Source organism: Fervidicoccaceae archaeon, assembly GCA_038878695.1.
In the GTDB taxonomy this organism is placed as follows: Archaea; Thermoproteota; Thermoprotei_A; order Sulfolobales; family Fervidicoccaceae; genus JAVZVD01.
In genome coordinates this window covers 118,884-141,761 of the sequence record JAVZVD010000001.1, presented here as the reverse complement: position 1 = coordinate 141,761, position 22,878 = coordinate 118,884, and the positions used below count along the sequence as shown (strand labels likewise).

The window sequence follows — 22,878 nt, the reverse complement described above, 5'->3', positions numbered from 1 at the left end:
CGAGAGCCTCTAACGCTGGGCTGAGGTGCGGAGAAGTGCTCGTTTACACGGTCGACGTTCTTGAGAGATACGTGGGCCAGAAAGTGAAGGACCCCTACGGTAGGACCGTGGGGACGCTGGCTAGTATATATAGCGATTTCGACGGGAGAGTCCAGGCCGTGGAGATGCTCTTCGGCGAGACGACCTTCAAGACGATTGACGTCGGCAGGATAATGATCCAGAGCGGCGAGGTCCTCCTCCTCCCCGAGTGGAAGTTCGCGGCCCTCAGGCTCATCGAGAGACTCGAAAGGAGCGGCAGGAGAGCTAAGGCGTTGGAGGACCTCTACGCGAAGGGCGAGATACCTAGGCACGCCTACGAGGAGTTCAAGGCAAAGGTCTCGTCGGAACTGGAGAAGCTGAAGACCGAGGCCAAGGAGGTCAAAGTCGTGATCGAGAGGAGGATCGGCGAGCTTGAGGACCAGATAGTGCAGGCCGAGAAGGCCCTCGCGGCCCTCAAGATGAGCTACATAGCGGGCGAGATCGGCGAGAGGAGCTACAAGCCGGCCGCCGACATTCTTAGGCAGGGGAGAGATAGGAACATCGAGGAGAAGAACGACGCGAAGCGCATCCTCGAGGTGATAAGGCGGCTCGAGAGCGGAGAGATAGAGCGCGAGGTCCAACAGCCCGCCAAGGTTGAGAGACAGGCGGAGCCTCAGATAGTCGTCGAGCTCGTGCAGGAAGGAGCGGTCTCCGAGGCCTGAGCGCTATGCCCTCTTCAACGGCTCGCGGCGCCGTTTTTGTTCGAGGAGGGCCGCGTCGCGAGAGATCCTCGAAGCGAGGTGATATCGAGTGAGCCTCTCCGAGACCGAGAGGAGAAGGCGCGGCCTCTTTGGTTGGCTGAGGTCGCTCTTAGCTCTCGAGGAGGGGGAAGAGAGAGACGAGTGGGAGGACAAGATACAGGCTATAGTGTTTAGAATCAAGGAGCAACAGAGCAGACTCGACGAGCTCGCCTTCAGAATGGAGCAGAGAGCCGCCGAGCTATTCGAGAAGACGGTGGAACACCTCAAGAAGGCTCGCGGGCCCAGCCTAGCTGAGGACGAGAAGAAGGTCCACTACAATTTGGCCAAAACCTGCGCGGAAGAGATCTACGAGATAAGGCGCTTTCTCAAGGCGGTGAGGTTTACGTCGATATCGCTGGAGAGGGCTGCTATGAGGCTTCAAACTGTCCGCGATATAAAGGACTTCCGCAGCGTGCTAGGCCCCATAGCCGTCCTGCTCGCGAACGTGAAGGACGAGATCTCGCCGATATTCCCAAGCATCGCTCAAGCTCTCGACGAAATAAACAAGAGCATATACGAGCTCATGGCGCATACGAGCGCCGGCATGCGCGGTCTCCCGAGCGGCTTTCTCAAGAGCGACGAGGACGTCGACAAGATTTTGAGCGAAGCTTGGGCCGCCGCCAACGAGAGCGTGGAGAGAAACGTCCCCGAGCCCTCGAAGCTGCTCGGTTTAGATCAGAAGCCGATCAAGAAAGATGAGAAGAGCTCGAGGGCTGCGCTGGAGGTGAGCTTGACGAGCTCTCCCAAGCCGCCGGCGTTGAGCGGAGAGAAGCTGGAGACCGGGGTCGAAGCAGCCCGGTCGCTCTCGGCCTCGGCGAACGCGTCTGCGGGGAATCTAGAGGAGGTGCTGCTCAACGAGATAAAGACCTGCGGTGGCAAGCTCAACTTAGACGAGTGCAGTAGGAAGTACGGCGTTCCCAAGGAAAAGTTGCTTGAGGCGCTGAGCAGCCTCGAGAGGAAGGGCAAGATAAAGATCGTGGAGAAAGCTCAGCGCTAAGTACGCCGAGCCTCATCGTGGCGGCCCGTGTGAGGGCGAGTCCCCGTGTCTGGCCTGGCCTTTCAGTATCTTAGAGAAGCAGCCGAGAAGCACGCTCGCGAGGCAATAAGCGCGGATAGGAGCGGAGACTTCGAGAGGGCCCTGAGGCACTACAAAATAGCGTACTCGGCTCTCGAGAAGATCCTCAGGTTGTACCCGAATTCCCCAGCGGCTCCCCTCTACGCAAGCGCCCTCCAGAGCTACAAGCGGCGCATAGAGCAGCTCGAGAAAAAGGCGGCCGAACTTCTCGTGACCGGCTCGAGCGAGGACGGCGCCCCAAGCGATCACGGCCTCCCGGAGAGCTGCATCGTCACCGAGAAGCCCGAGGTGCGCTTCGACGACGTGGTCGACCTCGAGCAAGCGAAGAGAGCTCTACGCGAGAGCATAATTTACCCGACTAAGAGGCCGGACCTGTACCCGCTCGGATGGCCGAAAGGCATTCTGCTGTTCGGCCCGCCTGGCTGCGGTAAGACCCTGCTCGCGGCCGCTCTGGCTAGAGAGCTAGATGGGATATTCCTCTACGTGGACGCGGCCAAGGTAATGTCGAAGTGGCTTGGAGAGGCTGAGAAGAACGTCGCCAAGATCTTCGCGTTCGCTCGCGAGAAGTCGGAGAAAGGGGTCCCCGTCGTTATATTCATTGACGAGGTCGAAGATCTATTAGGCGTCTACTCGAGCGAAGTCGGAGGCGAGGCGAGAGTAAGGACTCAGTTCCTCAAGGAGATGGACGGGCTCCGCGACAAGGGCAAAAAGAGCTACGTCTACGTCATTGGGGCGACGAATAAACCGTGGAAGCTCGACGAGGCCTTCATAAGGAGATTCCACAAGAGGATCTATGTGCCGCCGCCTGATCGCGAGACGAGAGCCAAGCTCTTTGAGAAGTTCCTCAGGGGACTCAACGTGAGCGAGGACGTGCTCCCCGATAGATTGGCCGATTACACGGAGGGCTACAGCAGCAGCGACATCGAGGACATAGTCAGAGAAGCCCATAGCAAGGTGGTAAGTGAATTCCTCGAACGCGGGGGCGAAGGAACTCCGAGGCCCGTGACGATGTCAGATTTCCTCGAGGTGATCAGAGCCAGGAGGCCGAGTTTGGATGATCAGATCGTCAAGAAGATAGAGGCGTGGGCTCGCGAGTACGAAGCATTATAGAGAAATGGGAAAACCCGATCGCTCACCTCGGAGACGAATTATTTATCTCTCCTCGGGACTATTTCGATACGGGCTCCGAGCACTAGGAGCAGCTCGGAGCGCTCCCGATCTCGTGTCTTCGCGGTGAAGGGCAAATGTCGTGGAGGCTCTTCGGGACGGATGGAGTGCGGGGAGTGGTAAACGAGACGATGAGCGCCGAGCTCGCTCTAAGGCTCGGCGCCTCGATATGTACGGTCTTTGGCGAGGGCTCGCGCATTCTCGTTGGTCGCGACGTGAGGCTCGGGGGCGATATGCTCGTCAATGCTCTGATGGCCGGGTTAGAGAGCGCGGGCTGTTCCCCCATTTACTGCGGCTACGCGCCAACGCCAGCCGTTCAATATGCCGTCAAGACCCTGGGAGGCTTCGACGGCGGGGCTATGGTGACGGCCAGCCATAACCCCCCGATGTACAATGGCATTAAGGTGATAGACGGAGACGGCATAGAGATTTCAAGGGAAAAAGAGCGCGAGGTGGAAGAGGTCTTTCGCGAGGGGAGATTAGCGAGGATCCACTGGAGCAGAGCCGACATATCGGCTAAGAGGATCGCGGGCGTGTTGGAGCATTACGCTAGGGGCGTGGTCGAATGCGTGGACTCCGAGGCCATAAAGCGGAGAGCGCCCGTCGTCGTTGTGGATTGCGCTAATAGCGTCGGCTCGCTCGTTGTGCCCAAGCTCGTGAGAGCTCTGGGCGGGAGACCCATATCGTTGAACTCGCACCTCGATCCGTACTTCCCCGGCAGAGAGCCGGAGCCCACGCCCGACACTCTGGTCGAGGCCTCGAGCCTCGTGGTGAGCGCTCGAGCAGACCTCGGCGTGGGGCTCGACGGCGACGCCGACCGCGCCATAGTGATTGACGAGCGGGGCGAGGCTCATTGGGGCGACAGGACGGCGGCTCTGCTAGCGGCCCGCTTGAGAGAAAAACACGCGGAACTTCCCCCGGTGGTATATACGGGGGTCAGCAGCAGCGCCTTCATTGAGAGCTACCTGAGCTCGCGGGGCATCAGAGTAGAGTGGATGAGAGTGGGCAGCGTCGATATATCTCGCGAGCTGGCGAAGCGCGGAGGGCTCTTGGGCTTCGAAGAAAACGGAGGCCTCATGTATCCTCCTCATCAGTTCGTGAGAGACGCTGCTATGGCCGTGGCCCTCGTGCTGGAGCTCCTGGCCACGGAGCGCGCAACGCTCTCAGAGCTCTACGGAGAGCTCCCGAGAGCTCACGCTCTAAAAACGAAGTATCCGATGGACAGAGTCAAGGCCATGGAGGTGGTGCGCGAGATCTCGGCCAAGTTCTCGGAGCACAGGCAGGTCATGATAGATGGAGTCAAAGTGTTCTTCAGCGACGGGTGGCTCCTCGCGAGGCCCAGCGGGACCGAGCCCGTGTTGAGAATCATGGTCGAGGCTACGACGCGTGAGAGAGCCCACGAGATCCTCCGCGAAGCCGAGCTCGTTGTGAGAGAGGTCGAGAAGAGGGAGCGCAAATGAAATATAGGCTCGTGGATTTGCTCGCGTGCCCCATGTGTAAGCAATTCCCCCTCGAGCTCTTCGTGCTGCAGCTCGAAGAACACCCCGAGAGAAGGGTCAGCGGAAGGACCCCTCTCTGCGAGTTGTATTGCGCACTGCTCCGGACCCCCCTGAAGGAGTTGACGGCTCCTCCCCCATGCGGCGATTGCATCAAGAAGGAAATAATCAGCGGAGCGCTGTACTGTGCCTCGTGCGGTAGATGGTACCCCGTTATGGACTCGATACCGCATATGCTCCCCGACGAGCTGAGAGCAAGGGAGAGACAGCGAGAACTCGAGTTCCTTAAGAGATACGCAGACGCTTTGCCCCAGAAGATCACGCTCGCTGGTAGACCGCATAATCTGGCCGAGCACGCGTAGGCTCGCGCTTATCCGCGTGCGTGGATCTCGACCACATCGCCGTCCTCGACCAGGTGGCTCGCTCCGACCCTCTCGCCCGGGTACCTGACGCTTCTCCCCCACACTCTCGCGTACTTGAAATTCTTCCATAGCGATGAGTGTATGCTTTTCGCCACGTCGAGCACGGTTGCTCCTCGCCTGAGAACGAGCGGACTCTTCGACACTTCCCCGTTGGGCTGCTTCGTGTAGACTCTAATGAGCTCTAGCTCTTCGACGAGAGCCGGCCCCACCTCGTCGAGGCCGCGGCCCGTCGCGGCCGAGACGGGTATTATTCTGAAGTCCCGACCGTAAGCTCTACTGAGCTCTTCTAGTCTTTTCTCGGCCCCCTCAACGTCGACTTTGTTTGCTAAGATTATCGTGGGCTTGTAGTCCGCCCCTCTCAGTATGGAGTTCTCGATCTCATCTATCGTGGCCTCGCCGCTTATCCTGACGATCGCGTGATGCACGCCGTACTCCCGGAGGAGGCGCTTGACTTCATCGACCGAGCATCCCACCAGCTTGCCATTGAGGACTACGTTGATTCCACCGGAGCTGATCTTCGATATCGTCACACGTGCCTTCGGCTTCGTCACGAGCACGCCTCCGTTAGAGAGCAACTCGATGGCTCCGCGGACTTGAGCCACGGCATCTCGCGTCAAATCGACCACGAGGAGGATCGCGTCGGCGTTTCTGGCCAGGCCTATGACGCGGCCCCTCCACGAGGGCCCCTCCTCGTTATCGAGAACCAAGCTGGGGGTATCGACCAGCTGCAGCGGGATCCCACCGACGAAGAGCATGCCCGGCACTGGGACCTTAGTGGAGAAGGGGTAATCCGTTGGCTCGCTCCTAGCTCCGGTGAGTTTCGAGAGCAGCGCGCTCTTCCCCGAGTCAGGCCCGCCGACTAGAACTACCTGAGCCGCCCCCTCTTTCTCGACGAAGAATCTAGAGCCTCCTCCAACGCGCTTTCTCCTCCTCTCTTCTTGCTCCTCCCTCAGCTCGCTTAGTCTTCTCCTGGCCCAGTGGAGGAGCTTTTCCGTGCCCTTATGCTTGGGGACCGCGGAGATGAATTCCTCCAGCGCCGAGATCTTCTCCTCGAGCGTCCTGGCCTCCACGACCCTGAGCCACTTGGCCCTGGCCTCGGGAGGCAAGTTAGTCGGCGTGGGACCCTCACCTCTTCGGCCCCAGGCCGAGCCTCCTCAGAGTCTTCCACTTGGTCCTGACCACCTCGAGAGCGGGGTCCTTCGACCACCGCTCTACTAGCCATTCGACGGTCTTAGGGTCGCTCGGGTAACCGCTCCCCCTCAGGCCTACGTCCATTCTGTAGATCTCGATGATCCTATCGCGAGTGACCTTCGCGATCACGCTCGCGGCGGAGACCTCAACGTACCTCCTATCGGCTCGCGCCTCCATGATTATCTTAGGCCCCTCGGGGAGAGGCAGCTCTCGTCGAGCGGCTCCCGCGCCAACCATGTCGGCCACCACGGCCTCCACCCCAGCCTCAGCCGCAGAGAGCCTCGCTAGCAGAACATAGCACTCGAGCGTCACGTTATTGATGTTACGCTCGTCGAGGATCCTCGGCGGCACGAGGATCACTCGGTGCCAGACTGCTCTCCTCAGCACCTCCTCGAACAATCGCTCTCTCGCGCTTCTCGAGAGGAGCTTAGAGTCTTTCAGGCCGAGCTCCTTGAGCTCCTCCGACGCGCCGCCGTTGAGCACTACGCCGGCCACAACTAGAGGACCCACTAAGCTGCCTCTCCCAGCCTCGTCTAGGCCAAGGACTCGCATCTACAGAGCACCGACCTCCTCGGCTCGGGGCATACTCTCGCGGTATCCGGGAGGGCCTTAAGCTATCTGGAGCTTCTTCGGAATCTCGACGAACACTCTGCTCGAGCGCAGGTGGTAGCGGGCCTTCTCGGGGTCGGCGTCTGGGGGCAGAGCTATTCTCTTAACGTACTCGCTAACGCGGGAGGCCCTGCACCTGTAACCCAGGGCGCTTGCGTCCACGGCCTCTCGGAGCCTCGCTCTGATCTCCAGGCCGTTCTCGTGAACTAGGATCTCCACGCTCGAGGAGTCGCAGAGGGGAAGGTCCACGACGACCGCGTAGCGGTCTCCGAGATCGAGTAGAGTGTGTAGAGGGACATCGAGCCTAGGCTCTCGCTCCTCCTCGAGGAAGAGCGCCGTCGAGGTCTCCAACTCGCTTAGCAGCTCCCTCACGCGCTCTCTCAAGGCTCTACGCATCCTCTCTAATTCGTCGAACCAGTACATCTCTGAGCCATCGCCTCACGTGTAGAGTAATGTAGGCCTCATCTCGAGGCTTTTGCCCATCTGCTCGAGCATTCTAGAGGTGTACTTCATGAGCTCTTTCGTCCTGAGCCTTATCAGCTCGGCTTCCTCGAGGAGCTTGCTCACGTCGACCGAGATCCCGAGCATCTTACCGAGTAGACCGACGGCGACTGAGGCGGCTTCCGGGTCGGGGAGGTCGGGGAAGCTCTCGACGAGAATGACGACGTTGTCGAGCCCGTACCTCAGGGCCTCTTTGAGCATCACCGCGTAGGGTCCTATGAGAACGCCGTCCTCGAACCTCTCAACGCCTAGCTTCTCCGCGATCTCTTGAGCCCTCCTACCGTTGGCGGCCCAGAAGGGTCTCGGCCTCTCGGACTTGATCCTCTCGGGGGAGCCCAGGCCGGTGATGGAGACCAACATGTCAACTCTGCGCTTGGCGCAGTAGTCTAAGATAGCGTAGCTCAAGGGATAGAAGGCTGCCGGGGGCAGAGGGATCTCCGAGGCTAGCATCAGTATGTTATCGTCTTTTAGGAACATCCTAATGGGCGGCCTGGGCTCTCCTCCCTTTATTAGCACCACCGGTGGGACCGCGCGCGCCAGATCTATGCCGCCGACCTCTCTGGGGGAGAGCTCGCGAACGAGGTGGCTCACAGTTATGCCCCCCACGAGGCCCGCGTCGGGGAGCCCGATCACCATGTAGGACTTCTCGGCTAACGTGAAGTCCTCGTACTCCATGATGACGGCCCCGTCGTATGACTCCTCGCGGACCACGCGCGGCACGCCCCTCACCCACCACCCCTCCCTCTGATCTTCTCGGCGTATTCCTCGGGCCTCAGGAGCACCCCTAGCTCTTCGGAGTCCTCCAGCGTCAGGACGAAGATCCACCCTCTCCCATAAGGGTCTTTGTTTATGAGCTCGGGCCTCTCGAGGAGCTCCTCGTTTACCTCCGAGACCTCGCCGCTCACTGGAGCATAGACCTCGGCCGTGGCCTTGATTGAGTCGATCACAGCCGCCACGTCCCCCCTCTTGAGGCGGGCTCGCGGGCGCGGGAGCTCGACTCCGACTACGTCCTTTAGCTGCCTCTGAGCGTAATCCGTCACGCCTACTCTAGCCCTCGAGCCCTCCACCTTGAGCCACTCGTGCGTCTCAGTATAAAGCCTGTCGTCGGGAACCTCGTAGGCTCCGACCTTCAAGAGCACAGCTCACCCGATCATCATCACGCGCCGATCTTTTTCTACTTTCCCATCGAGTTTTTACCTAGCTCACTTCAACATAAGCTCCTCGTGCTTCGCTACATACTCCGTGCTGCGCTTCAAGTCGAGGAAGAGCCTCGCGGCCTCCTCCACATCCTCCACGGTCACCTTTGGGCGCCCTTTTCTAGCTGCGATTATCCTAGCAGGCTCGAGGAGCTGAACGGCGTACCGCAGGCTCCTCTCGATGCCCACATCGGCCAGCCTCTCCAGGGCCTCCTTCTCTAGGGGGACCTCCTCCTCGTCGGCTCTTATCATGAGGATCTCTCGTATCTCGTCCCTCGTGTACGGCCTCGTCACTATTATCAAGAGGCGATCGAGGAGGTCGAGCGGTATGCCGTGAGGAGACACGAGATCCGTCCCTCGAATCTTGGTGAAGCCTCGATTCGTCGCTAGGATCAGGATGGGAGCCAGCTCGCTCTCCATCGCCTCGGACAGAAAGCTAAACGTCTCCAGGTCCAACATGTGCGCGTCGTCTATGAACAGGACCCCCGGCACCATCTCGGCCTTTCTCGACTCGACGAGCCTCTTGACCTCCTCGTCGACCATCTTCCTGACCTCGTGTCCTATCTCTCTGGGCGCAGCGAAGCCCAGCAGAAGCTCGAGCCCGACTCTCTTGCTCGCCACGTAGACGTCTAGATCGTGCAGCGTCACAGTGTTCACGATCTCTTTCTCCTTCTTGACGGGCCCTCTGGGCATCTCGACTATTCTGACGGCGCTCACGTCGTATCCGCCGTCTCCTCTGACCCTTCCCTCTCTGAAGACTCTCCCAGTCTCTGCGTCGAGCCAGATGACGTCGTTGATCCTGACCCCCTCTTGTATGAGCTGGCGAGCTATCTCCTCGGTAACCGTAAGCGTGAGGCTGTCGTCTTTTGTCTCCAGCGTTATCTTGGCCTCCCTGGGTATCTTGAGGTAGGGATTGAAGGGGTGGCTGACTCTCCTCACTTTGAGGTCCTTGACCACTCCCTCGTAGACGAGCCTCTTCTCTCTCAGTCTGACTCCTATGGCCTTTCTGAGAGTCTGCATCAGGAGCTCGGTCTTCTTCAAATCCGTCGAGAAGACCTCGGAGCCCCCGAACTCGACGAAGGGGGTGTCCTCGCCCAGCTCCCTCGCTATCGCTACCGCCAGAGCGGTCTTGCCCGTCCCACTCGGACCGACCAGCAGTATACCGCGACCCGCCATCTTGCCCTCTCGGATCATTTGGACAACTATGCCAGCGGCCTCTCTGGCCTCTTCTTGGCCGACCATGCCGTCCGCTACTCTCTTCGCTTTGCCGCTCTCGTCAAGGCCCAGGCCCTTGATGTGACTGTGGAAGCCGACTCTCTTGAAGACCCTAGGCCTGACCTCCTCGATGACCGACAAAGCGAGTCGACCCCCCGCGCGCTCGAGCTTCTTATTTAAAGGCTAGAGGCGTAAAGCCTTAGCGCGAGCGCTAAAGGTGAGTTCAATTGTCCACCACCGAGAAGCGGAAGGAGATAAAGATCGAGGCAAAGCAGATGGTGACTCTGGACCAGGTCCTACGCAGCGACCGTCTAATGAAGCTGCTCTTCGTAGTGAACGCCTACGGCGAGATAAGCGAGAAGGCCCTCTCCTACATGCTGAATGAGCTGAAGAGCCAAGGCATAGACCTCGGGTACTCCTTCGTTCAGCTCGGGGGGGCGCTCATTAACAAAATGCTGCGCGACGACATACTCTCCCTCCTCTACGTTGAGCTTCTCGAGGTGTCGGGCAGAGCGAGAAAGCTCAAGCTCACTGGGGCGGGCAGAGAGGCGCTCGAGAAGGCCTCGGTGCCAGAGGACTTCAAAGAGAGAGTGCGCGTGGCCGTGGAGAAGCTCAGACCCAAGGTGGCGACCGTGGACGCCGAGGCGGAGCTCTCCCACGTCCCGAGGTCTCGCAGGTAATCTCGGAGAGCCGGCCCGATAACGGATTTCAACTAGATCCGCGAGTCAAACCGGTAGAGCTCCCCCGGCCCTCAGCGGTGTGCCTGGTTGAGAGTGAAATTCGCTCTGCTCGACGTGACTTACGAGATAGAAGGCAGAGAGCCCGTCCTATTGCTCTGGGCGAAGAGCGAGACGGGGCGCTCTCTAGTCTTACTCGAGAGGAGGTTCAGGCCTTACTTCTATGTCATCCCGAGGCGCGGAGCCGGGGACTTCGCCGAGCTCGAGAGGAAAATACTCGCGCTCAGCGTGCCCCGTTCGCCGATAATCGGGGTCGAAGTCGTCGATAGGAAGTACTACGGGAGACCCGTTAAGGCTCTGAAGATAACCACGGTGATCCCGGAGGCCGTCAGAGAATATCGCGAGAAAGTGGCCGAGCTCTCCGAGGTGGAGGAGGTCTTGGAGGCGGACGTGAGATTCACGCTGAGGTACATGATCGATAAAGACCTCAAGCCTCTGAGATGGTACGAGGCCGAGGCCGAGAGGGTCTCGACTCCGAGGCACGACCTACGCGTAGACGAGGTCTACGAGCTCGTCTCAGATCCCGTCGAGCTCTCCGAGGTCAAGACCCCCCCCAATCTCAGAGTCCTCGCGTTCGACATAGAGGTCTACAACCCCGCCGGGACCCCCAGGCCCGAGGTAGATAAAATAATAATAATCGGCATCGCGAACGGAGAAGTCCGCCAACTCGTAGCCGCCGACGGCGACGCGGAGCTCATTAGGAGATTCGTCGAAGAGATCCTCCGCTACGACCCCGACGTAATAGTAGGTTACAACAGCAACAGATTCGACTGGCCTTATCTTCAGGAGAGAGCCAAGAGGTTGGGCGTAAAGCTCGACGTCGGGAGAAGAGCGGGGGCCGAGCCCTCGCCCAGCGTCCACGGCCACGTGAGCATTCAGGGCAGACTAAACGTCGACCTCTACGACTTCGCGGAGGAAATACACGAGGTCAAGATGAAGACTCTCGACGAGGTCTGTGATTACCTCGGCGTAATGAAATCCAGCGAGAGGGAGATCGTGGCTTGGTACGAGATACCGAGGCTCTGGGACTCCGGGCTCGAGGGTAGGTCCAGGCTTCTCAAGTATAATCGAGACGACGTGGTGTCCACGCGCCTTCTAGCCGATAAGTTCCTGCCCTTCGGCGTACAGCTCTCGAGCCTGACGGGGATCCCCCTCGACCAGGTCATGGCGGCCAGCGTGGGCTTTAGGCTTGAGTTCTATCTCATGCGCCAGGCCAGCAAGCGGGGGGAGCTCGTGCCCAATAGGGTCGAGAGAGGCTACGAGACCTACAAAGGCGCGGTTGTGCTGAAGCCGAGGCCCGGCGTCCACGAGAACGTCGCCGTCCTAGACTTTACCAGCATGTATCCCACGATCATGGTCAGGTACAACATAGGGCCAGATACCCTGGTGAGGGGAGACGAGGAGGAGAGCGACGTCTACGTGGCCCCCGACGTGGGTCACAAATTCAGGAAGAGCCCGCCCGGCCTCTTCAGGAGCGTTCTCGAGTCTCTCCTCGAGGCTCGTCGGAGGATCAGGGAAGAACTGAAGAAGCTGCCTCGAGACTCGCCGGAGTATCAGGTGCTAGACGAGCGCCAGAAGGCCATGAAGGTCCTCGCGAACGCGGCCTACGGCTATATGGGCTGGGCGGTCGCTAGGTGGTACTGCAGAGAGTGCGCCGAGGCCGTTACGGCATGGGGCCGGCACAGCATCACGGCAGCCATAAAGAAGGCCCGCGAGCTCGGCCTCGACGTAGTCTACGGCGACACGGACAGCCTCTTCGTCAAATACGACCCCGAGAAGGTCGAGGAGTTCTCGAAGTGGGTCGAAGAGGAGCTCGGCTTCGACATAAAGCTCGACAAACTCTACAAGAAGGTGTTCTTCACTGAGGCCAAGAAGCGCTACGTCGGTCTGACCGTCGAGGGCCTCACCGACGTGGTAGGCTTCGAGGCAATCAGAGGCGATTGGGCCGAGGTGGCGAAGGAGGTGCAATTCGAGGTGGCAAGGCTCGTCCTCGAGGAGGGCAGAACCGAGAGGGCCGTGCAGTACGTGAGAGAGCTCATCGAAAAGCTGAGACGCCGCGAAGTTCCGATAGAAAAGCTCACCATATGGAAGACCCTCACGAGGAGGATCGAAGACTATGAGGTCGACGCTCCTCACGTGATGGCCGCGAAGAGGTACGTGGAAGCGGGGCTGAAGATCTCGCCGGGCGACAAGATAGGCTACGTCGTGGTGAAAGGAGCCGGGAAGATAAGCGATAGAGCCAGGCCCTTCTTTCAGGTCAGTCTTGACGAGATAGACTCGGACTACTACGTTGATCACCAGATCGTGCCGGCCGCCATGAGGATATTAGAGTACTTCGGCGTCTCGGAGTCGGCGCTCAAGAGCGCGGCCCGCTCGGGGCAGCGCTCTCTCTTCGACTTCCTGCGAGGAGGGAAGTAGAGAATCGACCGAGAGCGGTCCCGGTAGCACGACCATGCCCAGGCCCGTCTCCGAGGTCAGACTCCTCGAGGGCTCGGAGCGCTTTCTCAAGAGCAGAGCCTACACTATATACTCGAAGTGGGTCAACGGAGACCCCTCGTTAGGTGTCGGCGAATACGTCCGAGTCCTCTACCGCGGAGAGCTCGTGGGCTACGGATTCTACGAGAAGATAGGAGCGGTGGGGCTCCGCCTTCTGGCCTACGTGGGCGAGGACCCACCGGAGGACCTGGAGGAGTTGATAGCGTGGAGGCTGGAGGCCGCTCTCGCTCGCAGGAAAATGTCGAGAGAAAGCGAGGAGAGCGGCTACAGGCTCGTCTACGCTGATAGCGACGGCATGCCGGGCCTCGTAGTGGACGTGTACAACGACGTCGCGGTGGTGCAGTCGACGAGCTGGGGGTGGGACAAGCACGCAGAGCTTCTGGCCCGCTCTCTCGTGGAGGTGACGGGGTGCCGAAGGGTTTACCTGAAGAACGACCAGAGAGCTAGAAAGACCTTCGGAATGCCGATCTTCTCGGGCTTCCTGATGGGGGAAGGGCCTCCCGAGACCGTGATAATCGAGGGGAGCGCGAGGTTCCTCGTCGATCTAGCTCGAGGCCACAAGACGGGCTTCTACTTAGACCAACGCGAGGCTAGGCTCAGGCTCTCGCGCATGAAGCTCGACGGCATGAGCGTGCTCGATTTATTCTCTTACACGGGAGCTTTCGCCATTCACGCTCTGCTCGCCGGAGCCTCTCACGCCGTCATGGTGGAGGAAGACCTCGACGCTCTAGAGGTGATGCAGAGGAACCTGGCAATGAACGGGCTGGAGGGGCGCGGCATGCCGCTTAGAGCGCGCGTGGAGAGATTCCTAGACTCGCTCGTTGCCAAAAGAAGGAAATTCGACGTGGTGATAGCGGACCCTCCGGCCTTTATCCCATCGAGAGCTCACCGCGAGCGGGGCCTAATGGCCTATCGGAGACTCTACGAGGGCGTCCTCAAGGTCACGGAGCGGGGGGGACTCGTCTACGCGTCCAGCTGTAGCTATTTCCTCAAGAGGAGCGAGCTGCTCGAGGTACTCGATGAGGCGGCCAGCGAGCTCGGAGTGCAACTCCGCGTGATCTACGAGCACGCCCCGATCAACGCCACCCCCTGGACTAGGTTACGAGACGCGGAGCTAAGGTACCTTAAGGGCTTCATTCTCCAAGTAGAATGACGAGAGGGCAAAGGGGAAAAAACCGCCGCCGGGTCCGACTCGGCTAGAACTAGCTGAGAGCGCCGCCGAGGTCCTCTATTATGTCCTCCGCGTCCTCGAGCCCCACCGAGAGCCTGAGGAGGCCATCGGTTATGCCTAGCTTCGCCCTCACGTGCTCGGGTATAGTCCTAGACGCACTGATGAGCGGGTAGGTCATGAGGGACTCTGTGGCGCCGAGACTCGGCGAGGGCCTGATCAGCTTGAGCCTCTTTAAGACGCTCACGGCCTTCTCGCGCCCTCCCTTCACCTCGAACGAGACGACGCCCCCATAGAGCCTACGCTCGAATAGCCTGTCAGCGACGCTCTTGTAGGGGCTCGAGGGGAGACCGGGATAGCAGACTCTCGAAACGGCCGGGTGATCTTCGAGGAACTCGGCCACGGCCATAGCGGTCGCCGAGACCTTGGCAAAGCGCGGCTCGAGAGTCTTCAGGCCTCGGAGGGCGAGGAAGGCGTCCAGCGGCTGGATAATCGACCCGAGCAGCCTCCTCCAATCCCACAGGCTCACCCCATCTGGACCAGGACTCACCAGAGCATCGGCGCTTCCCGCCACGACGACTCCGCCCACTACGTCGTTGTGGCCGGCGAGGTATTTGGTGAGGCTGTGTACTACATAATGAGCGCCTCGCTCTAGCGGCTTGAGAAGGAGCGGCGTGGCGAACGTGTTATCGACGATGAGCCTGCAGCCCACGTCGCGGCAGGCCTTGGCCACTTCCACCACGTCCACCACTCGGAGTGTCGGGTTGGTGATGCTCTCGACGAAGGCCACGTGGGGCCTCACTTCCAGGAGCTTCTCTACGAACCCGCTCGTGTCGGGCCACGCGAAGTGGACGCGACACCCCATCTTAGCCTCGAGGAGCTGAGACAGTTGTAGAGTCGAGCCGTACGCCTCGAGTGGGACGAGGAGCCTCGAGCCGGGCCCGAGCTCGTGGACTAGGAGAGCCGATATAGCGGCCATGCCGCTGTTGAACGCCAGGGAATCCGCTCCCCGCTCGAGCTTCGCCAGGGCTCTCTCGAGGAACCTCGTCGTCGGGTTCTCCTCTCTACCGTACTTGAGCTCGGTCCCCCTATCGGTCGCGAGAGTCTCTCCTCTCTGCTCGTAGACCGTTGACACGTATATTGGGGGGATGAAGAGCCCCAGCTTCTCGTCGTAAAAGCCGTGCCCGTGGACGCAAATCGTAGAATCCCTCAAGGTCTCACCCCAATAGCGTCGGGGGGTTAGGGGGCCCCTTTGCATTTAAATTTAAGCCGATGTGTGTCGAGAAGCGTTTGGCTAACGCAGCGGATCCGCTATGGACTTCGGCCCGCTCTCTATCGTATCGGGCTATCCGGCTCTCTATCACAGAGTAGACAAGACAGCGATAATAGCCGACCTGCATCTAGGCTTCGAGAGCGAGGCCCAAAGAGAAGGAGTATACCTGCCGCGCCTCCAGCTTAGGAAAGCCCTTGAGCTGATAAGGGGGCTCAGCGAGGCCGTAGAGCCCAAGAAGCTCGTAATAGACGGCGACGTGAAGCAGTGCTTCTCTAGGCTGAGCTCTCAGGAGCGCGAGGAGCTCTCGAGAATCTTCGCCGAGGCGAAAGACAGATTCGAGAGGGTCGAGCTGGTCCGCGGAAATCACGACAACTACGTGAACCTCATAGCCTCCCGCTTCGATATCCCTCTCGTCGACGAGCTCGGACTCAGCGGAGGAGTCCTGGTCCTCCACGGACACGTCGAGCCCAAGCGCGAGCCCCGTGCTGGGGAGCTCTTGGTGATAGGTCACGAACACCCCGCTCTTAGGATACCTGACGAGCTGGGGGGTGTAGTGAAGATTCGGAGCTTCCTCTTCGTCCCTCTGCGGACGGGCGCGGTTGCTGTGGTGCTACCAGCGGCCGGCTACTATCAGGTTGGCAACGTCGTTACTCTGATCCGAGAGCACTATCTATCTCCGATAATAAGGAAGTACGGAGTGCTCGAGGAGGCCGTGCCCGTGGTGGTGGAGCCGGGCGAGGCCCCTCTCGAGTTCCCCCCGCTCCGCAGTCTCTTCGAGCTCGTCGGCCCATGAGGGTCGAGGAACCTTCATATCCTCCTCCTAGTCGCGGAGCCCGCTATGTACAGCAGAGGGAGGACCTCGAGCCTCCCGGCGGTGAAGATCAGCCCGAGCAACACCTTCAGGTCGACCGGCAGACCCGAGCCGATCACGCCAGCGCTCAATCCCACGTTGCACGAGGCGCTCACCACGTCGAAGAGCAAGTCGAAGGTCGGGGCGCTCTCCGCGAGTCTGATCACCGCGTAGATGTAGCCGGCCAGCGCGAGCCCGAGATAGAGTGCCAGCACCACGGCGGCTCTCATGATCTCGCTCTCGGCGAATTCGTAGCGGCCGAGCCTCATTGACCTGAGGAGGCCCGGCGGCCTCTCGAGCCCGGCGGCCTCTTCGAGTGCCGCGCGCGCTAGGATCAGAACTCGCATCAGCTTGATCCCGCCAGCAGTCGAGAAAACGCTGCCTCCCGAGATCATGAGGGGGAGGAGCAGGGCCTTGAAGGGCACAGGAGCGGAGCTCAGGTCCATTGATTGGAAGCCCGTTGTGGTGAGAGCGCTCACGACGTGAAAGAGCGAGGCCTCTAGCGAGTCCCACATGCTCCCCCAACCGTGGCTCCACAGGATCGCGGCGCCGACCGGAGTCCAGAGCGCTATTATAACTGCCATGGCCTTAAGCTCCGGAGACGCCAGGGGACTCCTGCGCTCGCTCACCGCTCTGTGAAGGTCGTTGAAGTTGCTCGCCCCGAGCACCATTGCAATGATCAGCGCGCTCAGGACCTCGGCGGAGGCGATGGACTGAACGCTGTTAGAACTCGTCGAGAAACCTCCCGTGGCCACTCCGGCGAGGGCCAGCGCGAGAGAGTCGAGGCCTCTCAATCCGGCGGCCGTCAGAGCGAGCAGAGCTATCACCGTTATTACGGCGTAGAGCTTGAGCATCTCCCTCAGCGTGGCCCTCACGCTCAGCCCTATGCGCTCCAACCGCGTCTCGGCTTCGGCGAGCCTGACGACGGCCAGACCGGGTCGCGTGAAGAGGACTAGGCTTAGCACTACTATTCCGAGCCCACCGACCCACTGGGCGAAGGCTCTCCAGAGGATCAGAGCCGGGTGAAGCTCCTCGACTCTCGGAACGCGAACTCCGGCGTGGTCCACGCCTCCATCGAAGATTGTGAAACCCGTGGTCGTGAAGCCGCTCACGCTCTCGAACCAGAGATCGACGAAGGGCATCCTCAGCGCTAGCCACGCGGGCAGCGCGGATATCGGTGGAACGAGAAACCAGGTGAGGACCACCACGAGAATAGCCTCTCTCGTGCCGGGCTCCCGTCTCCCTCGCTCGAGACGCGTCAGCGTTAATCCGGCGAGCAGAGTTGAAGTCCCCACCGCTAGGAAGCACGTAGAGACGCGCGAGAGAGCCCCGGACAGGCTCGCCCCAATGACCCACGATAAGAACAGAGCGCACGCGATCGAAGACCTCAGCGAGCGGAGAGCCCCAACGAACGCGACGACAAAGCTCGAGAGCGCAACGAACGCTAGAGCGGTGATAGATTCCCTAGAGCCGGGAGCCTCGAGCAGGTCCAGAGAGAGAGCCAGGATTCCGGGCGCGAGCTGGGTGGATGAGGCTATGAGAAGGATCCTCCCCGCGTGGCCCGCGATTGCGCGAGCAGTGGAGGGCCTCCGCGGAGCCGATCCCCCGCTCCCCAACGCTCGCGCCTCGCCTCGTTCGCACCTTCACGAGGCCTTGTTACTTTAAAATAATCTATCGGTGCCTCACTCTCTGCGCTTAGTGCTGCGGGGAAGGGCGAGAGGCGGGCAGCGTGAGCGGCGAGGAGAAAAGCACGGAGCTCTCCGTGATAATCCCGACGTACAACGAGGCAGAGAACATCCCCGTTCTCTTGAGGAGGCTGAAGAGAGCTCTGGAGTCCTCGAGCGTTGGGGATAAGTACGAGGTGATAATAGTAGACGACAGCAGCCCCGACGGTACTGCTAAGGTGGCCGAGGAGACGGCCAGGAAAGAGAGCATAGAAGATAAAGTTAGGGTGATCGTGAGGCCGGGCAGACTGGGTCTCTCCACGGCGGTGCTCGAGGGGGTCAAGCTAGCTCGAGGCAAGTACCTCGTCGTCATGGATGCCGACCTCCAGCACCCCCAGAGAAGGTCCCGGAGATCTACTCGAGGCTGGTCGACGGTGCCGACCTAGTCATTGGGAGCAGGCGCAACAGGCTGAGTTCGATGGGATTGCCGAGAGCGATTCTGTCCCTGGCGGCCGAGCTGATGGCGCGCCTTCTCGTGCCGGAAGTCAGAGGAGTGAGAGACCCCATGTCGGGCTTCTTCGGATTTAGGAGAGGCGTGCTGGGAGAGAACGGGCCGAGGCCCAGAGGCTTTAAGATATTGCTCCACCTACTGGCGAGAGGTCGCTACCGCGGCGGCGGAATAGTCGAGGTCGAGTACGAGTTCGCGAGGAGACACGCGGGCAAGAGCAAGCTGGGGGTAGGCGAGATAATCTCCTTCGCGATCTACATATTGGAGCTCAACGAGTACAGAGCTCTCAAGTTCGCTCTGGTCGGCCTATCCGGCGTGCTGGTCAACGAGGGCGTTCTCTGGCTCCTGCACGCCGTGCTCGGGCTGCCCCTCTATTTATCGGGGGCGCTGTCGATCGAGCTCAGCGTCCTCAACAACTTCACGTGGAACTCTCTCTTCACGTTCAGAAGAGTTGAAGCGTCGGGTGGCGTTGTCGCGAGGCTCTTCAAGTATCACCTGGCCGTGGCCGCTGGGCTCGCCGTGAATTATTCGCTGCTCTTGCTCTTCTCGCTCCTGCTGGGCCTCAATCCTCTGCTCTCGAATCTCGTTGGCATAGCCGCGGGCTTTCTGGCGAATTATGCGTTGAGCGAGCGGTACGTGTGGCGCCGCGTCGCTGCGGTCGAAGGAGGGGTTGAATGTTGAGCGCGGCTGAGGAGCTAGAGCGCCTGGCGAGGGAGATCGCGTCCTGCTCGCGCTGCGCGCTGAGCGCGAGCAGGCGGAGGGCCGTGCCGGGAGAGGGGCCTCCGAGAGCCGCTCTGATGATAGTGGGCGAGGCCCCGGGCCGAGATGAGGACGCGTCGGGTAGGCCTTTCGTTGGGAGAGCCGGCAGGCTTCTGACCTCTCTGCTCGAGGAGGTCAACCTGAAGAGAGAAGAGGCCTACGTGACGAATGTCGTCAAGTGCAGGCCCCCGGGCAACAGAGCGCCTCGCCGCGACGAGGTCTCGGCCTGCGCTCCTTATTTGAAGAGGCAGATATCGCTGGTGGCCCCGAGGCTCGTTCTCGCTCTAGGGGCGCTGGCCTCCTCGAGCATCCTCGCGATGGGGGGAGAGACCAAGCTCGCTGCGGCTAAGCTGAGCGAGCTGAGGGGGAAGATTTTCCGCCTCGAGATCGGGGGCCTGAGCATTGCTCTCATGCCCACGTATCACCCCGCGGCCGCTCTCAGGAATCCGAGGCTCTTGGGGGCTCTTAGAGCAGACCTGGCTAGGCTCTCGGAGATAGCCGCTGCAGGATCGCTATCGGCTTGATAGCGCCGCGTGCAGCGCCGTCCACGCCAAGTAGAGCGAGAGGTAGTACGTGAGGGACCCCTTGAGGAGCGCGTAAGCGTAGACGTTTAAAGGAGGCCTGGCTCTCTTTGCGACCCCGATCGTTGTCAGGGAGGCGACGATGTAGAGCGCTAGCGTGAGAGCGGCGAAGTACGCGAGCCCGAGAGCTGGGACCAAGAGCGGAGCGGCGACGCCCAGAGCGGCCCCCAGCGCTCCCTTAACCAATAGGATTATGCCCTGGGGAGTGAGCCTCAAGGTGAGGGGGATCGGGGACCTCATGACGGGCGAGGCACCTTGAGCGAGCAGATCGCCTTCGCACCCAAGAAGAGCATGACGGCGCTCGACCTAGCGTGCTGGTTGAGAGAAAATAAGAGTTTCCTCGAAGGCTCCATCGTCAAGAACGTCCACAGAGTCAAGGGCATGGAGGCGCTCATCTTTAGGCTCCACAGGGCTAAAGGGGATCTCGTGGTGGAGCCCTCCGCCAGGATCCACTGGGCTCGCCTCGCGTACCCGAGAGAGCGCACTCTCGATCAATTCGTGCAGGGGCTCAGGAAGCGCGTGCGCGGCGCCAGGCTCGTCGGCGCGGAGCAGTTGGGCTTCGACAGGATCCTCGCGCTCAGGTTAAGCAGCGGCAGCACGTTAGTGCTCGAGCTGCTTCCGAGGGGGGTCGTGGCGGTCCTGGACGAAGCGGGCAGGATTCTGCACGCGAGCGAGTACGCGAAGATGAGGGACAGAGCCATAGAGAGAGGCGCCGAGTACAAGCCCCCTCCCGGAGCTCGAAGAGCCCCCCCAACGATCGAGGAGTGCAGAGCGGCGGCTCTCGCCGAGGGCCCGGCGAGGCTCTCGAGGGCTCTGAGCTTGCCAGGAGAGCTCGTGGAGGAGGCGATGTTCCGGGGGGGAGAGCGGGGAATCTGCGAGGCCCTCCGCTCTCTCTTCGAGGAGGCCGAGGAGGGGCGGGGCTACCTGGCCGCGAGTCCCGGGGGCTCGCTCGTGTACTTCGCGCCGTTCCGCCCCCGAAGGCTCGAGAGCGCGGGCCTCGAGGTGAGAGTCCTAGATAGCTTCAGCGAGGCCGTCGAGGAGTACTTCTCCTCTCTCGACAGAGCCAGGCTGGTGGAGCTCTCCTCGAGGGAAGCCGAGAGAGAGGCGGCCAGGCTTAGGGCCGCGCTCGAGCGCGAGACGGAGTCGATGAGGAGGTACGAGAGAGAGGCGGAGGAGGCGAAGAGCGAGGCCGAGCTCATTCTGGCGGCGCGCGAGGAGCTAGAGCGCGCGCTCGAGTGCGTGAGGAGGACGCGGGAGTCGAGCGGGTGGAGCGAGGTCGTTGAGTCCTGCCTCGGGGTCAAGAGAGCGGAGCCCTCTAGGGGGCTCGTGTGGGTCGACGTGGGGGGCAAGGTCTTGGAGCTCGCGGTGCACAGAAGCCTACGGGAGCAGATAGAGGAGAGGTTTGAGAGGTATAAGAAGCTCAAGAGAAAGGCGGAGAGCGCTCGAGAGAAGCTCGCCGAGCTTGAGCGCAAGATCCGAGAGGTCGTCGAGCGCGGAGAGGTCGAGAGAGTCGAGGCCCGCGCGGCGGCCAGAGTCAGGCGCTGGTACGAGAGATTCAATTGGAGCTTCACGAGAAGGGGCCTCCTCGTGATAGCCGGGAGGAACGCGCAACAGAACGAGGCCATAGTGCGGAGGCACTTGAGCGAGAGAGACGTATTCCTCCACGCTGACGTGCACGGGGCGGCGGCCACCGTGCTAAAGCTCGGAGCGAGCGAAGAGCCCTCGGACGAGGATCTGCTCGACGCGGCGAGGATCGCTGCGTGCTACTCGAAGGCCTGGAGCGCCGGCTACGCCGCGGTCGACGTCTTCTGGGTTCGCGGCGAGCAAGTCTCTAAGTCGCCTCCCTCGGGGGAGTATCTACCGAGGGGAAGCTTCATGGTATACGGGCAGAGGAACTACGTGCGGGGCGTGCCGCTCGAGCTGGCCGTAGGAGTTGAGGAGCTCGAAGATTGGGGAGCCAGATACATCGTGGGGAGCCCCGATAGCGTCGCGGCGAGAGGGAGGCTCGTCGCTCTACTCGTCCCCGGAGAATCTCCGCCAATCGACGTGGCCGAGAAGATCGCCGAGACTCTGAGGTCTCGCGGAATAGCTCACCCGCCTCCCGAGGAGCTCGCTCTCCTGATCCCGGGCCGCTCAAGGATAAAGAGGCTCTTGATCTGAGCGCCCGAGATCGTCCTCAACTCTTCCCGAGGAGCCGCGAGCCGCTCCGAGAAGCTCGCTCAAAAAGCTCTTCCAGTCGAACTCGACGCCGAACCTCTTCTCGAAGAACCTCGACAAGTATCTCACGTCCCTCTCCAGGGCATCTCGCGCTCCCGGGTGCTCTCGGTAGATGTATTGGGGCCAATCTATCACGAGGGGCCTCTCGTCCGGGTATGCCACGAGCACGTTGTACTCGCTCAGGTCCCCGTGCACTATCCCCACGTCGAGGAACGCCACCCTCACGACCTCCAGCACGCCCTCGAGGACCTCGCGCGGCTTCTCGAGAGCCTTAACTCTATAGAGTTCCAGCCCTTCGACGAACTCCGTGACCAGCGCATGACGGCTCCGAGCGATGGGCTTGGGGACGAAGCGCGTCCTGGGGGACAGCTTCGAGAGAGCCGCGAATTCCCTCTCGGCGGCTAGCTTGGATTCTTCCAGCCAGTCGGCGAGCTCGCGCTCTAGGGCGTAAGCTCTGACTCTCGCCGTCCTCCTGAAGCTCGTCCTCCCTATTCTATAGAGCTTAAGGATCACCCTAGAGCCCGAGGAGTCCAGGGCCTCGTAGACGTCGCTCTCCTTCCCGACGCCTATCCTCTCTCCGACCGCCGCCAGAGCTTCTCTCTTCACTAAGTCGTCTAACGCTAGCATGTCGAGGCCGAGGAACGAGAGCCTATAGCCGACGAACTGCCCCACTCTCCTCGCGAGCATCTTCTTAGCCACTAGAGCTTCGAGCAGAGCGTCGAGCCTCCTCGGGGGAATCCCCGAGATCTTCCCCACGAGCTCCACCGGAGCGTACTCGCGCCCTCTCGACGACCTCTCGACCGCGAGGAGGACTCGCAGGGCCTCCTCGTCCAGCGACCTGTAGAGCTTCCCCAGCAGTACCAAGGCCACCGCGCTGAGCGGAGCTGAGAGCCCTCTGCTTTTTATATTTCCCCGCTCTCTATAATCGAAAAACT

General features: G+C 60.9%; 23 protein-coding genes. 13 read left to right on the top strand and 10 right to left on the bottom strand.

What is annotated here, in order from left to right:
- Positions 1-35: 35 nt before the first annotated feature.
- The 5 genes from QXU97_00820 (at position 36) to QXU97_00800 (ending at position 4,918) form a co-directional block, all read left to right on the top strand.
- Positions 36-740, top strand: a complete 705-nt coding sequence (locus QXU97_00820; GenBank protein MEM4035154.1) for a CdvA-like protein — start codon at positions 36-38, stop codon at positions 738-740.
- An 88-nt stretch (positions 741-828) separates the two neighbouring features.
- Positions 829-1,815, top strand: a complete 987-nt coding sequence (locus QXU97_00815) for a hypothetical protein (GenBank protein MEM4035153.1) — start codon at positions 829-831, stop codon at positions 1,813-1,815.
- Between the two features lie 45 nt (positions 1,816-1,860).
- Positions 1,861-3,003: an ATP-binding protein gene (locus tag QXU97_00810; GenBank protein ID MEM4035152.1), complete on the top strand. Its 1,143-nt coding sequence runs from the start codon at positions 1,861-1,863 to the stop codon at positions 3,001-3,003.
- A 134-nt stretch (positions 3,004-3,137) separates the two neighbouring features.
- A complete protein-coding gene (gene glmM, locus QXU97_00805; GenBank protein ID MEM4035151.1) occupies positions 3,138-4,520 on the top strand; it encodes a phosphoglucosamine mutase in 1,383 nt (460 codons plus the stop codon).
- Positions 4,517-4,918 carry a Trm112 family protein gene (locus QXU97_00800; GenBank protein ID MEM4035150.1) on the top strand — a complete coding sequence of 134 codons (402 nt, stop codon included), beginning with the start codon at positions 4,517-4,519 and terminating at the stop codon, positions 4,916-4,918. The genes glmM and QXU97_00800 overlap by 4 nt, the downstream gene beginning before the upstream one ends.
- A gap of 8 nt (positions 4,919-4,926) precedes the next feature.
- On the opposite strand, the gene QXU97_00795 is transcribed toward QXU97_00800, so the two are convergent.
- From QXU97_00795 to QXU97_00770, 6 genes are all read right to left on the bottom strand, one after another.
- Positions 4,927-6,084 carry a TGS domain-containing protein gene (locus QXU97_00795; GenBank protein MEM4035149.1) on the bottom strand — a complete coding sequence of 386 codons (1,158 nt, stop codon included), beginning with the start codon at positions 6,082-6,084 and terminating at the stop codon, positions 4,927-4,929.
- Positions 6,085-6,103: 19 nt separating this feature from the next.
- Positions 6,104-6,721: a ribonuclease HII gene (gene rnhB, locus QXU97_00790; GenBank protein ID MEM4035148.1), complete on the bottom strand. Its 618-nt coding sequence runs from the start codon at positions 6,719-6,721 to the stop codon at positions 6,104-6,106.
- 57 nt (positions 6,722-6,778) lie between these two features.
- Positions 6,779-7,201 (bottom strand): Hsp20/alpha crystallin family protein, encoded by a 423-nt coding sequence (locus tag QXU97_00785; protein MEM4035147.1) that lies wholly within the window; start codon positions 7,199-7,201, stop codon positions 6,779-6,781.
- A 15-nt stretch (positions 7,202-7,216) separates the two neighbouring features.
- Complete coding sequence (locus QXU97_00780) at positions 7,217-7,999, bottom strand: PAC2 family protein (GenBank protein ID MEM4035146.1); 783 nt, start codon at positions 7,997-7,999, stop codon at positions 7,217-7,219.
- 5 nt (positions 8,000-8,004) lie between these two features.
- Positions 8,005-8,418 (bottom strand): glycine cleavage system protein GcvH, encoded by a 414-nt coding sequence (gene gcvH / locus QXU97_00775; GenBank protein ID MEM4035145.1) that lies wholly within the window; start codon positions 8,416-8,418, stop codon positions 8,005-8,007.
- A gap of 63 nt (positions 8,419-8,481) precedes the next feature.
- The gene (locus QXU97_00770) at positions 8,482-9,831 is read right to left on the bottom strand and encodes a RuvB-like domain-containing protein (GenBank protein MEM4035144.1); all 1,350 of its coding nucleotides are present in this window, start codon (positions 9,829-9,831) and stop codon (positions 8,482-8,484) included.
- Positions 9,832-9,917: 86 nt separating this feature from the next.
- Between QXU97_00770 and QXU97_00765 the strand changes: the two genes are divergently transcribed.
- The 3 genes from QXU97_00765 to QXU97_00755 all read left to right on the top strand — a co-directional run bounded on the left by QXU97_00765 (position 9,918) and on the right by QXU97_00755 (position 14,076).
- Positions 9,918-10,370 carry a hypothetical protein gene (locus tag QXU97_00765; GenBank protein MEM4035143.1) on the top strand — a complete coding sequence of 151 codons (453 nt, stop codon included), beginning with the start codon at positions 9,918-9,920 and terminating at the stop codon, positions 10,368-10,370.
- Between the two features lie 93 nt (positions 10,371-10,463).
- Entirely contained in the window at positions 10,464-12,845 is a 2,382-nt protein-coding gene (locus QXU97_00760) for a DNA polymerase II (GenBank protein ID MEM4035142.1), read from the top strand.
- A gap of 34 nt (positions 12,846-12,879) precedes the next feature.
- Positions 12,880-14,076, top strand: a complete 1,197-nt coding sequence (locus tag QXU97_00755) for a class I SAM-dependent rRNA methyltransferase (GenBank protein ID MEM4035141.1) — start codon at positions 12,880-12,882, stop codon at positions 14,074-14,076.
- A 49-nt stretch (positions 14,077-14,125) separates the two neighbouring features.
- On the opposite strand, the gene QXU97_00750 is transcribed toward QXU97_00755, so the two are convergent.
- The gene (locus QXU97_00750; protein ID MEM4035140.1) at positions 14,126-15,304 is read right to left on the bottom strand and encodes a cystathionine gamma-synthase family protein; all 1,179 of its coding nucleotides are present in this window, start codon (positions 15,302-15,304) and stop codon (positions 14,126-14,128) included.
- Positions 15,305-15,404: 100 nt separating this feature from the next.
- On the opposite strand from QXU97_00750, the gene QXU97_00745 reads away from it, so the two are divergent.
- Positions 15,405-16,157, top strand: coding sequence for a metallophosphoesterase (locus QXU97_00745; protein ID MEM4035139.1), 753 nt, complete (start codon positions 15,405-15,407; stop codon positions 16,155-16,157).
- 14 nt (positions 16,158-16,171) lie between these two features.
- Here QXU97_00745 and QXU97_00740 read toward each other — a convergent pair whose 3' ends face one another.
- Positions 16,172-17,830, bottom strand: coding sequence for a potassium transporter TrkG (locus QXU97_00740; protein MEM4035138.1), 1,659 nt, complete (start codon positions 17,828-17,830; stop codon positions 16,172-16,174).
- Between the two features lie 113 nt (positions 17,831-17,943).
- Here QXU97_00740 and QXU97_00735 point away from each other — a divergent pair, with 113 nt between their 5' ends.
- From QXU97_00735 to QXU97_00725, 3 genes are read left to right on the top strand one after another with little or no spacing between them, the layout of a single operon-like run.
- Positions 17,944-18,324 carry a glycosyltransferase gene (locus QXU97_00735; GenBank protein MEM4035137.1) on the top strand — a complete coding sequence of 127 codons (381 nt, stop codon included), beginning with the start codon at positions 17,944-17,946 and terminating at the stop codon, positions 18,322-18,324.
- 38 nt (positions 18,325-18,362) lie between these two features.
- Positions 18,363-19,067, top strand: a complete 705-nt coding sequence (locus QXU97_00730; GenBank protein MEM4035136.1) for a GtrA family protein — start codon at positions 18,363-18,365, stop codon at positions 19,065-19,067.
- Positions 19,064-19,669, top strand: coding sequence for a uracil-DNA glycosylase (locus QXU97_00725; protein MEM4035135.1), 606 nt, complete (start codon positions 19,064-19,066; stop codon positions 19,667-19,669). The genes QXU97_00730 and QXU97_00725 overlap by 4 nt, the downstream gene beginning before the upstream one ends.
- Here QXU97_00725 and QXU97_00720 read toward each other — a convergent pair.
- Positions 19,658-19,966, bottom strand: a complete 309-nt coding sequence (locus tag QXU97_00720; GenBank protein MEM4035134.1) for a hypothetical protein — start codon at positions 19,964-19,966, stop codon at positions 19,658-19,660. The two genes, QXU97_00725 and QXU97_00720, sit on opposite strands and share 12 nt — an antisense overlap.
- A gap of 15 nt (positions 19,967-19,981) precedes the next feature.
- Here QXU97_00720 and rqcH point away from each other — a divergent pair, with 15 nt between their 5' ends.
- Positions 19,982-21,886: a ribosome rescue protein RqcH gene (gene rqcH, locus QXU97_00715; GenBank protein ID MEM4035133.1), complete on the top strand. Its 1,905-nt coding sequence runs from the start codon at positions 19,982-19,984 to the stop codon at positions 21,884-21,886.
- Here the strand turns inward: rqcH and QXU97_00710 are convergent.
- Positions 21,860-22,807, bottom strand: a complete 948-nt coding sequence (locus QXU97_00710) for an RIO1 family regulatory kinase/ATPase (protein ID MEM4035132.1) — start codon at positions 22,805-22,807, stop codon at positions 21,860-21,862. The genes rqcH and QXU97_00710 overlap by 27 nt on opposite strands.
- Positions 22,808-22,878 lie beyond the last annotated feature (71 nt).